The organism is Ruegeria atlantica (genome assembly GCF_001458195.1).
GTDB classification, from domain to species: domain Bacteria; phylum Pseudomonadota; class Alphaproteobacteria; order Rhodobacterales; family Rhodobacteraceae; genus Ruegeria; species Ruegeria atlantica.
This window is the reverse complement of record NZ_CYPU01000053.1, coordinates 2501-19353: the sequence shown is the minus strand read 5'-3', so window position 1 is coordinate 19353 and position 16853 is coordinate 2501. Positions and strand designations below refer to the sequence as shown.

Genomic DNA, 16853 nt, shown 5'->3' with positions numbered 1-16853 from the left:
GAATCCGCTCTATCGTGCACCTGGTCAAAGCGAAGAAAGCTTTCTGAGAGAAAACGTTTCGGACTTGGAAAACGCCATTGTGGCGCTTGGCCCAGAAAATGTTGCCGCTTTTATCCCTAAAAGGTAAGAGCGGTGCGCGTTCCGGTTTCCACTTGATTCAAAATCAATAACTTAGCGACTTCGTAAAGGAAGTGAGCCTCCCCATTTGAATGGGCCCACCGTTAAGATTAGGAAACGGAGGACCAAGAATGGCAAACAAGCGACCGAAGCCGGAAGAAATTGTCTCGAAGTTGCGGCAGGTTGAAGTTCTGATGGGGCAAGGGATGCCGCGTCTGGATGCGATCAGACAGATCGGCGTTGTGGAGCAAACCTATTACCGCTGGCGCAAGCAATATGGCGGAATGGGTGTAGACCAATTGAAGGAACTTAGGCGGCTTCAGAAGGAAAATGAGCGGCTCAGGCGTGCGGTATCAGACCTGACGCTCGACAAGCTTATCCTGACGGAAGCATCGAAGGGAAACTTCTAAGCCCCTCTCGTCGCCGTGCTTGCGTCGCTCATGTTCGCAGCCAGTTCAAAGTTTCCGAGCGCCGTGCATGCCGCGTACTGGGACAGCACCGATCCACGCAAAGGCGTATTCCACGGGGCCGACCCGATGAAGAACAGCTGGTGGCCGACATGATCGAGCTTGCCAGGCAGTATGGTCGGTATGGGTATCGCCGGGTTGCGGTGTTGCTGAGAGAGGCTGGATGGTCTGTCAGTGATGGGCGCATTGAACGGCTTTGGCGACGAGAGGGGCTGAAGGTGCCTGCAAAACAGCCCAAGAAGGGACGGCTTTGGCTAAACGATGGTTCATGTGTTCGACTCAGGCCGGAACATAGCAATCATGTCTGGAGCTATGACTTCGTGCATTGTCGCACCGATGATGGGAAACCTTTCCGGACGTTGAACATCATCGACGAGTTCAGCCGGGAGTGCTTGGCAATCAGGGTAAAGCGAAAACTAAACTCGGCGGATGTGATCGATGCTCTGACGGATTTGTTCATTCTGCGCGGCACACCGTCCTACATCCGTTCAGATAACGGTCCTGAGTTCGTTGCTCTGGCGGTTCGCGACTGGATTGCAGCTGTCGGAGCCAAAACGGCATACATCGAACCAGGCTCGCCTTGGGAGAACGGATTTTGTGAAAGCTTCAACGGTCGCATGAGGGACGAGCTGTTGAACGGGGAAATCTTCTACTCGCTCAGAGAAGCGCAGATCATCATCGAAGAATGGAGGAAGCACTACAACACCAAACGACCACACAGTGCACTGGGTTATCGCTCTCCGGCACCAGAAACCATCATCCCGATGGAACACAGGCCGATCATGCACTAACAATCACGTTGGACCCGTCAGATAGGGCTGCTCATAGTCACTTCATCACGGTATCGCCCTAGTACTTGACCGAGTGTCATGGTGGATGCAGCACCTTCGGATGGCTTTTGCCATTCTCCGCGCTCTACCTGCAGTTCTGTCTCGCGCGCCCATCTGCATGCATCTGCACGTTTGCTGAACGTCCGGCTGCGCGATTTTCCCTCCTTGCGCACTATCGCTTGCCACTTGCCGCTTTCTCTTTTTGTGATCGTCGCCATTGTCTGCATCTCCGCATGTTGCGGGCATCTTCACGATGTGAGTGCAGCGGAGGCGCAGCGGACTAAACAACACGTACCGCACGATCTGTCGTGCATCGCGTGTAAGTGCTTGATCTGCATGAAAGGTAGTATGGTGGGTGATGAGAGACTCGAACTCCCGACATCTTCGGTGTAAACGAAGCGCTCTACCAACTGAGCTAATCACCCATAACGGTGCATTTAGCTAAGCCTGCGCCCGGGTGCAAGAGGGTCTGGCAGAATTTCTTTCCCAGAATCTGATTTGTTAGCCACTGACAATTCAATCGGGCGGGAAATTCGCCTTGCCTTGTGTTGCGGGGTCGTTTCGATTGTGAGGGGCCTGTCGTTTTGCGTTCTACGTCGTGGGTGATTGCAAAGGCGCTTGCGTGTCACCTGCCGCCTCAGATATCCCCAAAGGAACTGCAACTTTCCAGGCGGGAGAAAACCGATCCTGTCCCACGCGCGCCGAGTTCTGATAGCGGCCCTGGTTTTGGGCGCTTTGACGCTGGCCCCGCTTCGCGCGGGGGCCGAGGGGATTTTGGTGTTTGCAGCGGCCAGCCTCAAAACTGCCCTTGATGGGATTGCATCTGAATTTGAGCAGGAAACTGGGCAGGCCATAACTGTATCTTACGCGGCCTCGTCCGTTCTTGCGCGCCAGATTCAGTTGGGTGCCCCGGTAGATTTGTTCATTTCTGCCAACGTGGATTGGATGAATGTGCTGCAAGATCAGGGCCTGATTGACCCCACAACTCGTATTGATTTGCTGAGCAATGGCCTGGTTCTGGTCGCTGGGGGCGAAGGGGCTGACATTGGCGAAATGCGGCCCGGGGTCGCTTTGGCCTCCGCACTGAACGGTGGATATCTGGCCATGGCGCTGGTGGATGCCGTGCCGGCAGGGATTTACGGAAAGGCGGCGTTGGAAAGCCTGGGGCTGTGGCAGGGCATTCAGGGTCAGATCGCACAGACGGATAACGTGCGCGCAGCCCTTGCACTGGTTGCCACGGGTGCGGCCCCAATGGGCATCGTCTACCGATCCGATGCGCAGGTCGAAGGACGGGTTCGTGTTATCGCCGAGTTTTCGCCCGACCTGCATCCACCCATCATCTACCCGGCGGCTCTGACGGCTGCCGGTGCTGAATCCGCGCGGGTGTTTCTGAACCACCTGCAATCTCAGGCGGCGCGGGCTGTGTTTGAAAAGCAGGGTTTCACCCTGCCGAACGGATAGTGGCATGGGGTGGTTGGGACCTGCAGAGCTTGAGGCGCTGAAGTTGTCGCTACGTGTGTCGTTTTGGGCAACACTGGTGACATTGCCGTTGGGCATATTCGTTGCCTACGCGCTGGCGCGTTGGCGGTTTCCGGGTCGGCAGGTCTTGAATGGGCTGGTGCATTTACCGTTGATCCTGCCGCCGGTGGTGACCGGCTATCTGCTTCTTTTGACTTTTGGAATTCAGGGGCCGCTGGGCAAGTTGCTGGCAGAGATCGGAATTGTCGTGGCGTTTCGTTGGACCGGGGCTGCCCTTGCCGCGGGTATCATGGCATTTCCGCTGATGGTGCGGGCCATACGCCTGTCGATCGAAGCTGTGGACCCCAAACTGGAACAGGCCGGAGCCACACTGGGTGCATCACGCCTGTTTGTGTTTGCTACGGTGACCCTTCCGATGATCCTGCCCGGCGTTATCGCCGGGGCAATACTGGCCTTTGCCAAAGCGATGGGAGAATTCGGGGCAACGATTACCTTTGTGTCGAATATCCCGGGTCAGACGCAAACCCTGCCGTCAGCAGTCTATGCCTTCCTGCAAGTTCCGGGCGGCGAAGCCGCGGCCACCCGTTTAGTGGTCATCTCGATCGTGGTTGCTATGAGCGCGCTGTTGTTGTCCGAGTTCATTGGGCGACGCGTTGCAGCGCGGGTGGCCGGATCATGAGCCTGTCCGTTCGTTTGCAGCACGAATTGCCCGACCTCAAGCTGGATCTGAGTTTTGATGCCCCACCCGGTGTGACGGTTCTGTTTGGGCGGTCCGGGTCTGGAAAGACAACCATCGTAAATGCCGTCGCCGGTTTGGTGAAACCCATGGCCGGTCGGGTTGCTGTAGACGGGTGGGAGCTGTTTGACACCGCGCAAGGCCTCTGGTTGCCACCGCACAAAAGACGGCTGGGTTACATCTTTCAGGAAGGTCGTCTTTTCCCACATCTCACTGTGCGCCAGAACCTGTTCTACGGAAAATGGTTCGCGCCCAAGGGTGCGCGCCGCGAAAGCCCGGACAAAGTGATCGAAATGCTGGGGATCGGGCACCTGTTGAACCGGCGGCCTTCAGGGTTGTCGGGTGGAGAAAAGCAGCGCGTTGCTATTGGGCGCGCGCTTCTGGCCAGTCCACGGTTGATCCTTGCGGATGAGCCTCTGGCCGCATTGGACGACGCGCGAAAGGCTGAGATATTGCCGTATTTTGAACGGCTGCGGGATGAGGTTTCGGTACCGATTTTGTACGTCACACACTCGGCCGCGGAAGTTGCGCGTTTGGCGACGTCGGTTGTCGCGTTGCAACAGGGCAAGGTCGTGCGGCACGGCCCGGCCTCCGATGTACTGGCCGATCCGTCGGTCGCACCGGCGGGTGTGCGGGCTGTCGGTGCGGTGTTGCAGGTTCGGGTCGTCAAACATCATTCGGACGGGCTGACCGAGTTGGACGCAGGCGGGTCGTCATTGTTTCTGCCCTGGATATCCCTGCAAATTGCGGAAGAACTGCGAATCCGCATTCCCGCGCAAGAGGTTATTTTGTCCAGCAAACGCCCCGAGGGTCTTTCGGCTTTAAATGTTCTGGAAGGTACGGTCGACACGATCCGCGCGGGCGAAGGGCCGGGTGCAATTGTGTCCGTAAGAACACCCGCGGGTTCTGTTTTGGCCCGGGTTACTCGCCGTTCCGTCGAAGCGTTGGGATTGGAACCGGGCAAACCCTGTTTTGCGATCATCAAAACGGTCGCACTGGCACCGCAAGACGTGGGTGGGCACTTGCGCGGGGTCTAAGCCAGCGCGCGGGCTTCGAATTCTCGCAGGATCAGGCGGGCTGCTCGGCCGAATCCTAGCCCATTCGGCATGGCTGTGTCCGGGAAAATGGCGGCGAGCTCCTGCAATGCGTCCGAGGACAGAGTGTACAGGGATTCTTCGCCGAGATAGAGGCTTTCAGCCAGTGCGCCCTCGGCTGTCAGTATTTCGTGGCTATCCAGCAGGATGTGAAAATACTCGACCGGGTCATCCGAGGTGTCAATCGCGATACCTGGCCAGGAACAAAGGTGCTTGGCCGCAACCAGCGCGTCGGGCGCGCCGAACAAAAGCTCGACCTTTGGTCCGCTGACCAGAATGCGGTGTTGCTGTGATACCAGCAGATCGCGTTCGGGCCGTCCTGCGCCAAGGCTGCCAGCTTTGATCCGAACCGGGCGCATGGCCGGATTGTCTCGCAATCGGTCCGGCGATAAGGCGCTGCTTTCCACCCACCGGATCGGTTGCAGCCCGCGATCTACGGTCATCACATTGTCGCCAACGCTCAGGGTTTCTATCTTTTGATTGCCTTTTTCAGCCAGGATCAAGGTGCCTGCAGTAAAGCACACGCCTTCAAGGGTGATGGTGATCTCTTGGGTCAGGTCATATGGTTGGAATAAAAAGTCCAATCCGGTGACCTGTACCGTGAAGGTATCAGTGACCGTAGTCCCGAACGGGATATCGTCAAAATCGCTTTGATTGACCGTGTAGGTCCATTCGCCGGTATTTGGGTTAATGGAGGCCACGCCCAGTGATGGCTGATCAGAGATCGACCAGGATTGCGTCCGAGGAAAGCCGGTCAAGCCAAGATCGCCACTGGCCTGATTAGGGGGATCTCCGGTTACAAAGCCAGTTGTTGTCCCTACTATCGATACCATTTCAAGACCCCTCCATTTTCAGGACCTCGCGGAACTCTTTCTTCCGGTAAAGCTTCATGTGTACGTCCCCCGCGTCGTCGCGGGTCCACTCCACGATGCGATTTCGGGTCAGGTCGCTGTCCATCCGATTGGTTCGAACCCGAGGGTGGGGGATTTCTTTTTTCAGTATTTCGACGATCTGGTTGGTCTGTCCAAACGGGGCCACAAGGTCGACGATCCAGAAGGACGTGCCGCTGGCAAAGTCCGTATCTTTCAGCGGTTTTTCTTGAATGGCGTACCGACGCTCGGCTTCGGGGCTGAGGCCGGCGAAGGTCACAAACCCGCGTGGGAAACCGTTCTGCCGGAAAATGTGGTACTGGTTCAGCCGAAAAGGCGTTTCAAAAGCATAGAGCACCTGCCCGAGGGTGCGCGGCCTGTGTGTATTGGTCAGCGATGCAAGATAGAACATGGCGCCGAAATCCGCGTATTTTTCGGACGGGATATCAAACCAGTCATTTGGAAACGCTTTGCTCAAAACAAACCCCAGCCAATATATGCCTTGATCCTAATTGCTTATAATCAAAAATGATACTGATTTGCCTGTATGTGCTGTGTCGGGGTCCTGTCGGCCGAATTCCCGAAAATGGTGCCGCTTTACTCGGACCACGTGTCCGGTATGATCTTGAATAAGTGTTTCGAAACAGGAATTGCCATTATGCGAGTTTTGAAAATAGCGGCCCTGGCAACATTTGCGGTGTCGCCTTTATTTGCACAGGGAATTGGGATCGGAATCGGCGCTTACCCGGGTTTTAAAACCACAGTCACTCCTATGAATAACGGTGTTTACGAGGTCGCCGTCAATGGGTCTTCGGCCCCGGTCGCGTATTGGTGCGGGATAGGCGACTTTGCTATTCGCAGCCTGAGAACCAAAGCAACCCAGCGTATCTATATAGTCCGGGCCTACGAAAAAGGCGTGCGCACGGTGCAGTTTTCACTCACCCCACCCGATGGTGTCGATACCACGCCGGGATATTCGATCACCGTAAAACGTGTGGGTGAGAACATGTCGGCGGGGTCCGCGCAGGGCTATTGCTTTGATAACTTCCTGGATTTTGGGTTCCGCTAATCTATCAGGCCCATTTTGCCATTGGAGGAAGGCTCATCAACACCGCATCCGGGTCATGGCCGGTTTCCAGCCCGAATTTCGTGCCCCGGTCGTAGACGAGGTTGTATTCGGCATAAAGACCCCGATGCACCAGTTGCGTGTCTTTGGCCGCTTCTTCAAAACCCTGGACTCGGCGCTTTTCCACCAATGGCAGGAAAGCAGGCAGGAACGCGCGACCGATATCCTGGGTCAGCGCGAAATCTGCGGCCCAGTCTCCGGTACAATAGTCATCCATGAATATCCCGCCTACGCCTCGGGCGCGCTTGCGGTGAGGGATATAGAAATACTCATCCGCCCAGTCTTTCAGGCGAGGGTAATGGCCGGGACCATGTGGATCCAGATGCGCCTTTTGGGTAGTATGAAAATGCGCTGTATCCTCATCGTATTCGATGCAGGGATTCAGGTCTGAACCACCGCCGAACCACCATGCGTGCGGGGTCCAGAACATGCGGGTGTTCATATGAACGGCCGGTACATGCGGGTTTTGCATATGCGCGACCAGAGAAATTCCCGACGCCCAGAAACGCGGATCTTCGGTCATCCCCGGAATCCCCTTGCGCGCCGCCATGGCCTGTTGCGCTCGCGCACCCAAAGTGCCGTATACGGTCGAGACATTGACGCCGACCTTTTCAAAGACCCGCCCGCCACGCATCACGGACATCAACCCGCCGCCCGCATCGCTGCCGTCCTCGGATTGGCGTTTGGTTTCCTTGACCTCGAACCGGCCAGGTGCTGCGTCTGCAAAAGGGCCAGAGCTGTGGGTGTCTTCAAGTACCTCAAACGCGGCGACAATCTCATCGCGCAATTGACGGAACCACGCGGCAGCGGTTGATTTTTCGGTATCGAACATAGGGATTAATGAGCCGGGGCTGCGACGGGGTCCAGCAAGGTGCGGCCGCCATCAATTGTCAGAATTTGTCCGGTGATGAAGCCGGCTGCATCCGAGGCCAGGAACTGTGCCGTTTCGGTCAGTTCGTTCGGGGCTGCGATCCGGGCCAAGGGAGTATGTCTCTCGATATCGTTGCGAAAGTCCCGATTTTCCTTGAGCGTGGACTGCAGCGAGGCGCTCATGACCGATCCCAGCGCGATGGAATTGACGCGGATCCGTTTCGGGGCAAGGGCAACGGCCAGTGAACGTGTCATCTGATCCAACGCGGCGGTGGATACGGAATATGCCATCAGATCAGGGTGGGTGCGCCGCGCCGCGATTGAAGACAGGTTGATGATCGACCCGGCGGGGCCTTCGTCAGTGTCACCTGCTTGTTTTATCATGCGTTTGGCGACCGCCTGGCTTAGACGCAGCGAGGGCATCAGGTTCTGATTGAGTAGCATGCGCACGGAATCGTCGTCCGCGTCCAGCGGATCGGACGGGATCACCTGCCGCGCGCCATTGATCAGGATGTCCACCTGATCAAACGCATCAAGAGTGGCAGACAGCAGGTTCGCGATGGTCAGCTTCTCCCGCAGGTCGCCAGCGAAAAACCGGATGTTGCTGTCATCGGCCTGTTCGCCAAGCTCGTCGGACAGCCGTTTTTCGTCCATGTCGGCGAACATGACATTGGCCCCGGCATCCGCAAAGTGGCGCCCGATGGCCAGTCCGACACCATTGGCGCTGCCTGTGACAATGGCGGTCTTGCCGGCTATGGAAAAGGACATGCGTTGTCTCCTGATTTGCGGCAGAGGTTAACCGGGATCACCGTCGAGGGCGAGAGGCGTGAAACACCTTGAACCGATTGTCGCCGGACACCTCTTGAACCTGTACGAAATTCTCGGCCAGCGTGACCTCGTAGGGCAGGTGGCGATTTGCGACCATCCACAGATTGCCGCTCCGGGTCAGGTTTCGAGCTGCGGATTTGATAAAGCCCTGACCCAGCTCAGGGTCGGCGGCGCGCGATGTGTGGAACGGTGGGTTCATGATCACCGTGTCCAACGGTTCCGGCGCGTTCCACGTGACGGCGTCGGCCCAGTGGAACTGCGCGCAGGTCTTGGCCAAATTGACGCGTGCGCAGGTAAGGGCGATCTGGTCAGCCTCGACAAGATGTAACGCGCGCGGATTGGCGCCCTTTAGCACACCGGCTGCAAGATATCCCCAGCCAGCGCCCAAATCAGCGATCCTTGCACCCAGCTTTTCGGGTAATGCGCCCAGCAGCAGGGCCGAGGCAGGGTCAATCCCATCAGCCGAGAACACACCGGGCGCGGTCAGAAAGCCATCGACTGTCTGGTTGCCCGGGGCGGCCCAGTCGGCAAAAGCCTCGGGTGCGGATTGGAACCAGAAGATCTTGCCATGCGCCTTGGCGATGGGCCCTTCGACGTCAACGCGTTTGCGGATGTCTTTCAGCAGGCTATCGACGCCGTCGGTTTTGGCACCGTCTATGATAATCAGTCCGCTGGCCCGCTGACAGGCCTGATGCACCATGCTGCGCGCCAACGCCTTGGCGCGGGGCAGGATCACGATGGCATCCTGACAAGGGTCGTGGGCTTCCGGCACGGCGGCAAAGCCCTGTCCGGCAAAGTGGTCGTGAAACGGTTTGAATGGCTGCACAACCTGCGTTTCACGCGGCAGGGCCGACAGATCGCTGTCGGATGTCGGCCCAAGCACGCTGAGTGGTTGCGACAGCTCAAGGCCGCTTTGCAGGGCAAGATCAAGACGAGGGGACATCGGCAAATATGAGAGAGAAGGCTAAGGTGACCTTACTCTTCCCGTTCCATTGTGCATTGCAGGGGGTGCTGGTGCCTGCGGGCAAAGTCCATGACCTGGCCCACTTTGGTTTCGGCGATCTCATGGCTGAACACGCCAACCACGGCGACGCCTTTCTTGTGGACGATCAACATGATTTCGAACGCCTCGGCATGGGTCATGCCAAAGAAACGCTCCAGCACATGCACCACGAATTCCATCGGCGTGTAGTCGTCGTTCAGCAGCAGTACTTTGTACAACGGCGGGCGCTTGGTCTTAGGGCGCGTCTGCACCAACAGCGACGGATCATCGTCGTTGTCCGGTTGGTCAGACATCATCCATTTGTGTTCGGTCATTGCGCCTCGGTCTGATTCAGGCTTCGGTTTGTCTGATCGATTATATAACGTGCATGGGGCCAGAGAAAAGAGCCAGCAGGACGTAATCGAAATGGAAAAAGCGCTGACCACAATTGGGTTCGACGCCGACGACACGCTTTGGCACAACGAGCGGTTTTTCAAACTGACGCAGACCCATTTCACGGAATTGCTGGCCGATCACGCTGATCGCGATCACCTGTTGGATCGGCTGCTTGCTGCGGAAAAACGCAATATCCGGCACTACGGCTACGGAATCAAAGGCTTCACCCTGTCGATGATCGAAACCGCAATCGAAGTGACCGACGACCGTGTTCCAGCCTCGGTTATCCGCCAGTTGGTCGAAGCGGGGCAGGACATGTTAGCCCACCCGATCGAGCTTTTGCCCCACGCGCGAGAGGCCATCGAAGCGGTGACTGATACGCATCGGGTGATTCTAATCACCAAGGGCGACCTGATCGATCAAGAGAGAAAGCTGGCGCAATCCGGTCTGGGAGAATTGTTTGACGAGGTCGAAATCGTGTCCGAAAAGTCAGCGCAAACCTACCGCGATATCTTTGCGCGGCATGGTGACGGACCCGAATCTGCAATGATGGTAGGCAATTCGATGCGGTCCGATGTCGTCGCCCCAATTCAGGCCGGATGTTGGGGCGTTTATGTGCCCCATGGGTTGGTCTGGGAGATTGAGAAGGCAGAAACCCCTGCGGACAATCCGCGCTATCGCGAGATGCGGGATTTGGGCGAACTTGCTGATCTGGTTCAGCGCCTAAGTTGATGTTGCCAATTGGTCTCAGTTCTCAAAAATCGGGGCGGTAATTACTTTAAGGGGTTCTATTTGCGTGGATGTGGTAGGTCGTGGGCTGTGCGCGTCTACATGTAGTGCCGGTTCGGGCGCTTAACAAAACAGCGAATTTGCACGCTTTCGGTTTATTTCATTGGGTCTCTGTGTTAGCCTTGTAGGCAATAAAAAATAATTAACGCTGACCGGGAAAACCCGGCGGCCTGAGGTAGACAGAGGCAAAGATCGTGCAGGTTCGGCGGACAGTTCCGGCCCGGATGGGCTTATTTCTTATAGCATTCTTGTGGCTGCTCTCCTTCGCGCCGTTGCAGGGATTTGCGGCACCATATGCGGCGATGGTCATCGACGCCCGGACAGGCGAGGTTCTGCATTCGCGCAATGCTGACACCCGACTGCATCCGGCCTCTCTGACCAAGATGATGACACTCTACATTGCATTCGAGGCGGTGCGGAATGGTGAGATCACCTTGGACACGCCCGTTCGGATTACAAAAAAGGCCTCTTCTGAACCCCCCTCGAAACTGGGCCTTCGCACCGGGCAAACCATTGCGTTCCGATATCTGATCAGGGCGGCTGCCGTGAAGTCCGCCAATGATGCGGCCACGGCGATTGGCATCGCGATCAGTGGATCCGAAGCAGCATTCGCCCGTCGCATGACGCGCACGGCCAAGGCCATGGGTATGAGCCGCACAACGTTCAAGAACGCACATGGCCTGACGGAATCAGGTCACTTGTCGACCGCGCGGGATATGACCACGTTGGGTCGCCACCTGCTTTATGACTATCCGCAGTATTACAACCTGTTCTCGCGCCAATCCACGCATGCCGGGATCAAGACGGTTCCGAACACGAACCGTCGCCTATTGGCGGCCTATAAAGGTGCGGACGGTATCAAGACCGGATACACGCGGGCCGCTGGTTTTAACCTGGTTGCATCGGCCAAACGCAAGGACGAACGCATCATCGCGACTGTCTTTGGCGGTAAATCCGGCGCATCGCGGAATGCAAAAGTCGCTGAGTTGTTGGACATGGGATTCCGCCGTGCCCCTTCGCGTGCCCCGATCCGCAAGCCGGCCCGCCCCACCTATGCCGGGAACGCGGGATTGGGCGCAACCGTCGCGGCCCTGACTATCGCGCCAAAATCCAGTCTGCGCCCCGTTCTGCGCCCCGGACCGGGTGCCGCAGTTCAGGTTGCTGGCACTGTGGCTGAGACGGCTGCCAAAAACGGTACGCGTATCAAGGACGGAATCGCTGCGGCGATTGCAGCTGCCGACATCCAACCGTCTGGTGATAGCGACGCAACCCGCCCCGCTGCGCGCCCGGCTGATCTGGTTCTTGCCTCGACCGATCCGGCAGTGCAGCCCGAACCCGAGCAAGAGATCGTGACCCGACTGTCAACATCGGGCGGACGGCTATGGGGCGTGAACGTTGGCCGCTATACCACCCGATATGAGGCGGAAAAGATTTTGCTGAAAACGGCCCTGTCGGAAATGACCACTCTGGAAGGCACGCTGCGGAAGGTGAACCAAAGCTCGCGCGGCTTCGACGCGACATTTCAGGGCATGACCCGCGAACAGGCCGATCTGGCCTGCCGCCGGTTGCAGGCCCGGAATGTGACTTGTTTCATGATCGGGCCGTCATAAGGCTCGACATACTCTCCTGAATGGATCTGGGCTGCGAGGAAACTCGCAGCCTTTTTTTGTCAGTCGAAGACGTGGCCGTGTTCGTATTGTTCATCCTGACCCGCCGCAGCGGTCAGAGCGGCAACGTTATCCTTGGTAAAGAACCCGTCATAGTGGTGACAGCGTTCGATATACTCGGTGATTAACAGCGTATACTTCGAATGCTTTGAGAATATCTGCTTGAGGTTCGGATCATCCTTACACTCGCCAACCACATGAGCCAGGAACGGTACGCCCTCGTCTTTGAGTGTGTTGACCACAAAATCGACGTTCTTTTCACCCGCGCCGTGGTCGCCGTCCTGGATTTCAATCGCCATGTGGTGCAGACGACGGCCAAAGTTCCGAACGAAATCCTCAGTTGGCATCGGCAGCTGTTCGAAGGAATTGACGAAGGAGGGTGTGTTGTTCGCGGTGAAGACCTTGGCGGGGGATTTCTTGTCATCGTCCACATTCGCGTTTCGGTTCACATTGGTAGACGAGTTCATCTCAAAGATGTTGTACGCGCCCCAAAAGTAATAGGGCACCATGGTCAGAAACTCGAGGATAGCGTCCTCACGCTCGCCGGCCAGAATGCGTGTTGCAAGGTGGTCGACCCCCAGCATCAAAGGCGCGATTTTGCTGTCGGCCCCGAATGCCGCCGCCTGATCCAGCCGCGCCTGTTCGTCATTGCTCAGCAATATCCGGTCACCCAAACCGAGGCTGTCGGTGTCGTTGAAATCCAGGGATGAGTAGCCAACCCTATTACAGGTGAAATCGGACGGAGACGTAAATCTGAACCCGTCCGAAGTGTAGAACGGGTTTTCGGTGTCTCCCTTGTACTCAAACCTGATGTTCTGATCTTCAAGCGTTTTGGCCAGGGTCTTGAGGTCCGTGGCGCCATAAATCTCTCCGACATAGCGGGTCTGGGGGGTGTTGCGGGCCAGCGGGTACATCCGGTTGATGCGCGGGATAAAGTCTTCGAATGTCGGGCTTAGTGGCGCCATGACGATAATCGCAGGATAGTCGGAGTGCGAATGCAACACCGCAAATTTGTGCGTCTGGCCCAGATAGCTGGCCGTATGTCGGTAGGGTGTCATGACATAAAGCTCGATCAGCGTGTCGAACATCGCGTCCGGTTCAACCTGAATGACGATCGCCTGAATCGCCCCGACCTGTTCCACCACGCCCGAGCTTTTGCGGCGTTCGTAGATCATCGGCAAATATTGGTGGAAGAACTCAGAGTTCTTTTTGTCGCCGCGCGGTTCGTAATTCATCAGATCAAAAGACATTGGCCAACCTCCTTGCCTATACCGGTTCGGCATGGCGCTGCTTGGAATTGTGGTATTCAGAACATGCACTTGTCAGGCATGCTAGGGTCTGTATCCCATACAGGCAACAGTCAGAGGATAGATCGTCAGGATTGCGCCCTTCTTTCTATCGCATGAATTTTGTCACATCGACCCCGCCGTCGATCAGGGATGTGCGAACCGAACGGGCGATTTGTACCGCGGTTGGGCCGTCGCCATGCAGGCAGATCGTGTCAATGGATGTCTCTAGCCGCTGGCCGCTTTCGGTGATGATGGCACCTTCGCGCACCATGTTCAGGATGCGCGGTCCGGCAATTTCGGGGTCATGAATAACCGCGCCGGGCAGGCCGCGGTCGACAAGAGTTCCGTCGTCGTTATAGGCCCGGTCCGCAAAGATCTCGCCGACCCATTTGCACCCCAGTTCGCGCACGGCTTCTTCTTGTTTGGTAACGGCCAAAACCATGATGATGATGTCCGGATCGACATCCAGCGCGCCCTGATAACAGGCTCGGGCCATGTCGATATCGACCGAGCACATGTTGGCCAGCGCCCCGTGCAGTTTTAGGTGCCGCACTTCGGTGCCAACGGCCTTGGCCATTCCGATTGCCGCCCCCAGTTGATACCGCACCAGATTGCGCAGGCTGGCATGGGGTACTTTCATGTTGCGGCGGCCAAAGCCCTGCAGGTCGGGAAAGCCGGGATGCGCGCCGATCCCAACGCCATTTTCGGCGGCCAAGGTCATCGTCTTGGCCATCACATCCGGGTCACCGGCATGAAAGCCGCAGGCGATATTGGCGGATGTGATGATTTTCAGAAGACTTTCATCATCGCCCATATTCCATGGGCCATAGCTTTCGCCCATATCGGCATTCAGATCGACGCTTGGCATAGGTGGTACTCCCTAGTCGGTGGCAGAGATCATTCCGCCGATCAATTGGTAGGACAAGAGGTCCGGGATGTCATGCGGATCGCGGACCAGCGGTTCGACTCGCATAGGTAGCCGGGCAAGTTCGGCTTTGTGGGCGGTTTGCAGGGCTGTGGCCTCGTCCAGTGACACGAATTCGAACTTGATCTGTCCGCCCGCCGAGGTTTGTGCCGCGCGCGGTAGGTCACAGGGTAGAACCGTCGCGATACGGGGATAACCCCCGGTGGTCTGACATTCAGGCAACAGGATAAATGGGCTGCCTGTTCCGGTCATCTGTATGTCACCGGGGGTAATGACCTCGGACAGAATGTTCAGCTGACCCTGGGCCGCGAAACCTTCGCCCTCGCTATCCAACTGCATCCCCATTCGGTTGGCCCGACTGCCACGCCGAAATTCGGTTTGCACAAAGCGGTCCAACGTTTCCTGATCGAACAGGGGGGTCTGAAAGCTGGCGATCACGCGTAGAACCCCACCCGAGAAGCGATCATCCGGGTTAAGTTTCATGCCGGTCACGCCTGATCCGCTTGCGACTGGCAATGTATCTCCGGTCTGAATGGTGTTCCCGATCTTTGCCGTCAAATGCGCCGAGCGTGATCCCAGAAACGATTTGGACGCAATTCCCCCACTGACATGTAGATAGCCATAGGTTCCGCTGGTCGCGGCGCCGATCACCAGCCGCTGACCAGCTTCCATCTGGTGCGATGCATTCCAGACGATTGGTGAGCCATCAATGTTGGCTTGCATCGGAGCACCCGTCAGAGCGATGCCGAGAGGTTTTGTTGCCTCGAATTCGCCACCCATTCCCGCCATTTCCAAAGCGGCAAGTTCCGGGCTTTGACGCAGCAACGCCGCGCCCTCGTGCAGGGCCAGTTGATCGGCGGCGCCGGATCGGGACAGCCCCTGATCCAGATACCCGACACGACCCTGGTCTTGTATGGTGCAAGCCGGGCCAATGCGATGAACAATCAGGCTCATCCCGCGATCTCCTCGCAGGTGGCCCCGCCTGAGCCGTCCGAGTTGTTGGCGCGGATGGTTTCCAGTTCGTCGCGCGAAACGGACAGGAACTGCATTTCATCCCCTGGCTTCAACGCAAAGCTCTGCGGTGCGTCAGGGCGAAAGCAACGAAATGCGGTTTGGCCCACGTGCCGCCAACCGGTCGGAGTGGGGCCCGAGAACAGTACGAATTGGGAAATTGCCAATACCAAGGCCCCCTCTGGGACCATAGGAGTCAGTTCCTTCAGACGTGGAATATTGAACTCAGAACCAAGCGGACCAAGATACGGCTGCCCTGGTGCAAAGCCGATGGTTAATACGCGTACCTTTGTGTCGCTCAGCCGCCGAACGGCTTCCATGGAATCCAACCCCGCCGCCGCCGCTGCCTCGTCCAGTTGCGGAGCAAGCTCGCCACCATAAACTGTCGGAACCCGCCACAACCTGCGACCGGCAGGCAGCGGTGCCCCCAGCCAATTCTGCTGGGCAAGAAGGTGTCGCACCTTATCCTGGATTGCAGTGCGAGGCAGTTTGTCGGGATCGAACTTCAGATAGGCCGATGCAAGGGATGCCGAGGTTTCGACAACACCGTCCCAGGATGCCGCATCGACTGCGCCCCTAAAGGCCAGCGCCGCCCGGTTCGAGGGTTCGGCCATGGCATCGGCAAAGGAAACAAGAAGGCCGTCATAGCCTACGGTACTTATGCGTGGAAACATGTCGGCTGTATCGGTGGTCATTTCACGGCTAACCTGGGCATCTTACAGAGGCGACCACACAGCATCCCGGGCCAATGCGCAAGCCCGGCGTAGGTAGACACGCGCGTATTCCATACCTGAATTCAGTACTAGCACCGTTTTTTAGGCCGGTTCCGACTCATTGAATCGCTTCCGACTCGATTGAGTCTTGTGGTGTGATGGGGCGCCCTGTCTATATATAGGGGTACGATTACTGGAGGCGCAGGCAGGTGTAGTTCCGACTTGTATTTCACCTGATGAGATCGCCGTTCGAAGGGGTGTGAGAAATAACTTAAGTTATTGATAAAAAACAAATAAGTAGAAAAATGGAAAAAAATCGCTCAGGAGGTCATTTTCTGCTTGCGGACTTATGCGGTTATACTTAGAACCCCCTTCACCGGCGCTGCTGAGGCGGTGCTGACGGGTCGGAGAGACGGCCGGACGGGTTGGAGAGACAGCCGGACGCATCGGAGAGACGGTGGGCATCTTAGGGACTGATTTAGGCGGGCGCGCTGATGTTATTGGCGCAACGGTCTGATTTTTGGCTCTGGGTGTTATGTTCTTTGACATTGATGGATAACTGAAGAGATATGTGGGCGGTTTGGTTCGTTTCGACGGATTGAATGTCTGTATATCGCGCTGGTAGGGCTTCGGCTCGATGATCCAGTGTCAGCTTCACTGTTTGT

General features: G+C 57.1%; 18 protein-coding genes and 1 tRNA gene. 7 read left to right on the top strand and 12 right to left on the bottom strand.

From position 1 onward, the window contains the following. The first annotated feature begins 248 nt into the window (after positions 1 to 248). A protein-coding gene (locus RUA4292_RS15935; RefSeq protein WP_145974883.1) for an IS3 family transposase occupies positions 249 to 1375 on the top strand; the annotation gives its coding sequence in 2 pieces (ribosomal slippage) (positions 249 to 513 and positions 513 to 1375; 1128 coding nt in all). Between the two features lie 17 nt (positions 1376 to 1392). On the opposite strand, the gene RUA4292_RS24545 is transcribed toward RUA4292_RS15935, so the two are convergent. Together RUA4292_RS24545 and RUA4292_RS15930 are read right to left on the bottom strand one after the other, a co-directional pair. Continuing rightward, positions 1393 to 1632, bottom strand: coding sequence for a hypothetical protein (locus tag RUA4292_RS24545; protein ID WP_145974982.1), 240 nt, complete (start codon positions 1630 to 1632; stop codon positions 1393 to 1395). A 131-nt stretch (positions 1633 to 1763) separates the two neighbouring features. Continuing rightward, a tRNA-Val gene (locus tag RUA4292_RS15930) sits at positions 1764 to 1839 on the bottom strand. 301 nt (positions 1840 to 2140) lie between these two features. Here RUA4292_RS15930 and modA point away from each other — a divergent pair. From modA to modC, 3 genes are read left to right on the top strand one after another with little or no spacing between them, the layout of a single operon-like run. Further along, positions 2141 to 2875 carry a molybdate ABC transporter substrate-binding protein gene (gene modA / locus RUA4292_RS15925; protein ID WP_233493466.1) on the top strand — a complete coding sequence of 245 codons (735 nt, stop codon included), beginning with the start codon at positions 2141 to 2143 and terminating at the stop codon, positions 2873 to 2875. Between the two features lie 4 nt (positions 2876 to 2879). Then, entirely contained in the window at positions 2880 to 3572 is a 693-nt protein-coding gene (modB, locus tag RUA4292_RS15920) for a molybdate ABC transporter permease subunit (RefSeq protein WP_058278495.1), read from the top strand. Then, positions 3569 to 4666, top strand: a complete 1098-nt coding sequence (gene modC, locus RUA4292_RS15915) for a molybdenum ABC transporter ATP-binding protein (protein WP_058278494.1) — start codon at positions 3569 to 3571, stop codon at positions 4664 to 4666. Before modB ends, modC begins: the two co-directional genes overlap by 4 nt. Here the strand turns inward: modC and RUA4292_RS15910 are convergent. Continuing rightward, on the bottom strand, positions 4663 to 5556 hold the full coding sequence (locus tag RUA4292_RS15910; protein ID WP_058278493.1) for a Hint domain-containing protein: 894 nt from the start codon (positions 5554 to 5556) through the stop codon (positions 4663 to 4665). The genes modC and RUA4292_RS15910 overlap by 4 nt on opposite strands. A 1-nt stretch (position 5557) precedes the next feature. After that, on the bottom strand, positions 5558 to 6070 hold the full coding sequence (locus RUA4292_RS15905) for a toxin-activating lysine-acyltransferase (RefSeq protein WP_058278492.1): 513 nt from the start codon (positions 6068 to 6070) through the stop codon (positions 5558 to 5560). Positions 6071 to 6211: 141 nt separating this feature from the next. Between RUA4292_RS15905 and RUA4292_RS15900 the strand changes: the two genes are divergently transcribed. Then, the gene (locus RUA4292_RS15900) at positions 6212 to 6661 is read left to right on the top strand and encodes a hypothetical protein (protein ID WP_233493467.1); all 450 of its coding nucleotides are present in this window, start codon (positions 6212 to 6214) and stop codon (positions 6659 to 6661) included. A gap of 4 nt (positions 6662 to 6665) precedes the next feature. On the opposite strand, the gene hemF is transcribed toward RUA4292_RS15900, so the two are convergent. Genes hemF through clpS form a run of 4 tightly spaced genes read right to left on the bottom strand, consistent with a single transcriptional unit; the run spans position 6666 to position 9733 of the window. Next, positions 6666 to 7550, bottom strand: coding sequence for an oxygen-dependent coproporphyrinogen oxidase (gene hemF, locus RUA4292_RS15895; RefSeq protein ID WP_058278491.1), 885 nt, complete (start codon positions 7548 to 7550; stop codon positions 6666 to 6668). Positions 7551 to 7555: 5 nt separating this feature from the next. After that, the gene (locus RUA4292_RS15890) at positions 7556 to 8356 is read right to left on the bottom strand and encodes an SDR family NAD(P)-dependent oxidoreductase (RefSeq protein ID WP_058271963.1); all 801 of its coding nucleotides are present in this window, start codon (positions 8354 to 8356) and stop codon (positions 7556 to 7558) included. 37 nt (positions 8357 to 8393) lie between these two features. Then, positions 8394 to 9359, bottom strand: coding sequence for a class I SAM-dependent methyltransferase (locus RUA4292_RS15885; protein WP_058278490.1), 966 nt, complete (start codon positions 9357 to 9359; stop codon positions 8394 to 8396). Between the two features lie 32 nt (positions 9360 to 9391). Further along, the gene (clpS, locus tag RUA4292_RS15880; RefSeq protein WP_058271961.1) at positions 9392 to 9733 is read right to left on the bottom strand and encodes an ATP-dependent Clp protease adapter ClpS; all 342 of its coding nucleotides are present in this window, start codon (positions 9731 to 9733) and stop codon (positions 9392 to 9394) included. Positions 9734 to 9824: 91 nt separating this feature from the next. On the opposite strand from clpS, the gene RUA4292_RS15875 reads away from it, so the two are divergent. Continuing rightward, positions 9825 to 10526 (top strand): HAD family hydrolase, encoded by a 702-nt coding sequence (locus RUA4292_RS15875; RefSeq protein WP_058278489.1) that lies wholly within the window; start codon positions 9825 to 9827, stop codon positions 10524 to 10526. A gap of 281 nt (positions 10527 to 10807) precedes the next feature. Further along, the gene (locus RUA4292_RS15870; RefSeq protein ID WP_058278488.1) at positions 10808 to 12193 is read left to right on the top strand and encodes a D-alanyl-D-alanine carboxypeptidase family protein; all 1386 of its coding nucleotides are present in this window, start codon (positions 10808 to 10810) and stop codon (positions 12191 to 12193) included. Between the two features lie 59 nt (positions 12194 to 12252). Here the strand turns inward: RUA4292_RS15870 and RUA4292_RS15865 are convergent, their stop codons facing one another. The 4 genes from RUA4292_RS15865 to RUA4292_RS15850 all read right to left on the bottom strand — a co-directional run bounded on the left by RUA4292_RS15865 (position 12253) and on the right by RUA4292_RS15850 (position 16170). Beyond that, positions 12253 to 13500, bottom strand: coding sequence for a hypothetical protein (locus RUA4292_RS15865; RefSeq protein ID WP_058278487.1), 1248 nt, complete (start codon positions 13498 to 13500; stop codon positions 12253 to 12255). Positions 13501 to 13645: 145 nt separating this feature from the next. Beyond that, positions 13646 to 14407: a LamB/YcsF family protein gene (locus RUA4292_RS15860; protein WP_058278486.1), complete on the bottom strand. Its 762-nt coding sequence runs from the start codon at positions 14405 to 14407 to the stop codon at positions 13646 to 13648. 12 nt (positions 14408 to 14419) lie between these two features. Next, entirely contained in the window at positions 14420 to 15418 is a 999-nt protein-coding gene (locus RUA4292_RS15855) for a 5-oxoprolinase subunit C family protein (protein WP_058278485.1), read from the bottom strand. Further along, a complete protein-coding gene (locus RUA4292_RS15850; RefSeq protein ID WP_082637149.1) occupies positions 15415 to 16170 on the bottom strand; it encodes a 5-oxoprolinase subunit B family protein in 756 nt (251 codons plus the stop codon). Before RUA4292_RS15850 ends, RUA4292_RS15855 begins: the two co-directional genes overlap by 4 nt. Between the last annotated feature and the right edge of the window lie 683 nt (positions 16171 to 16853).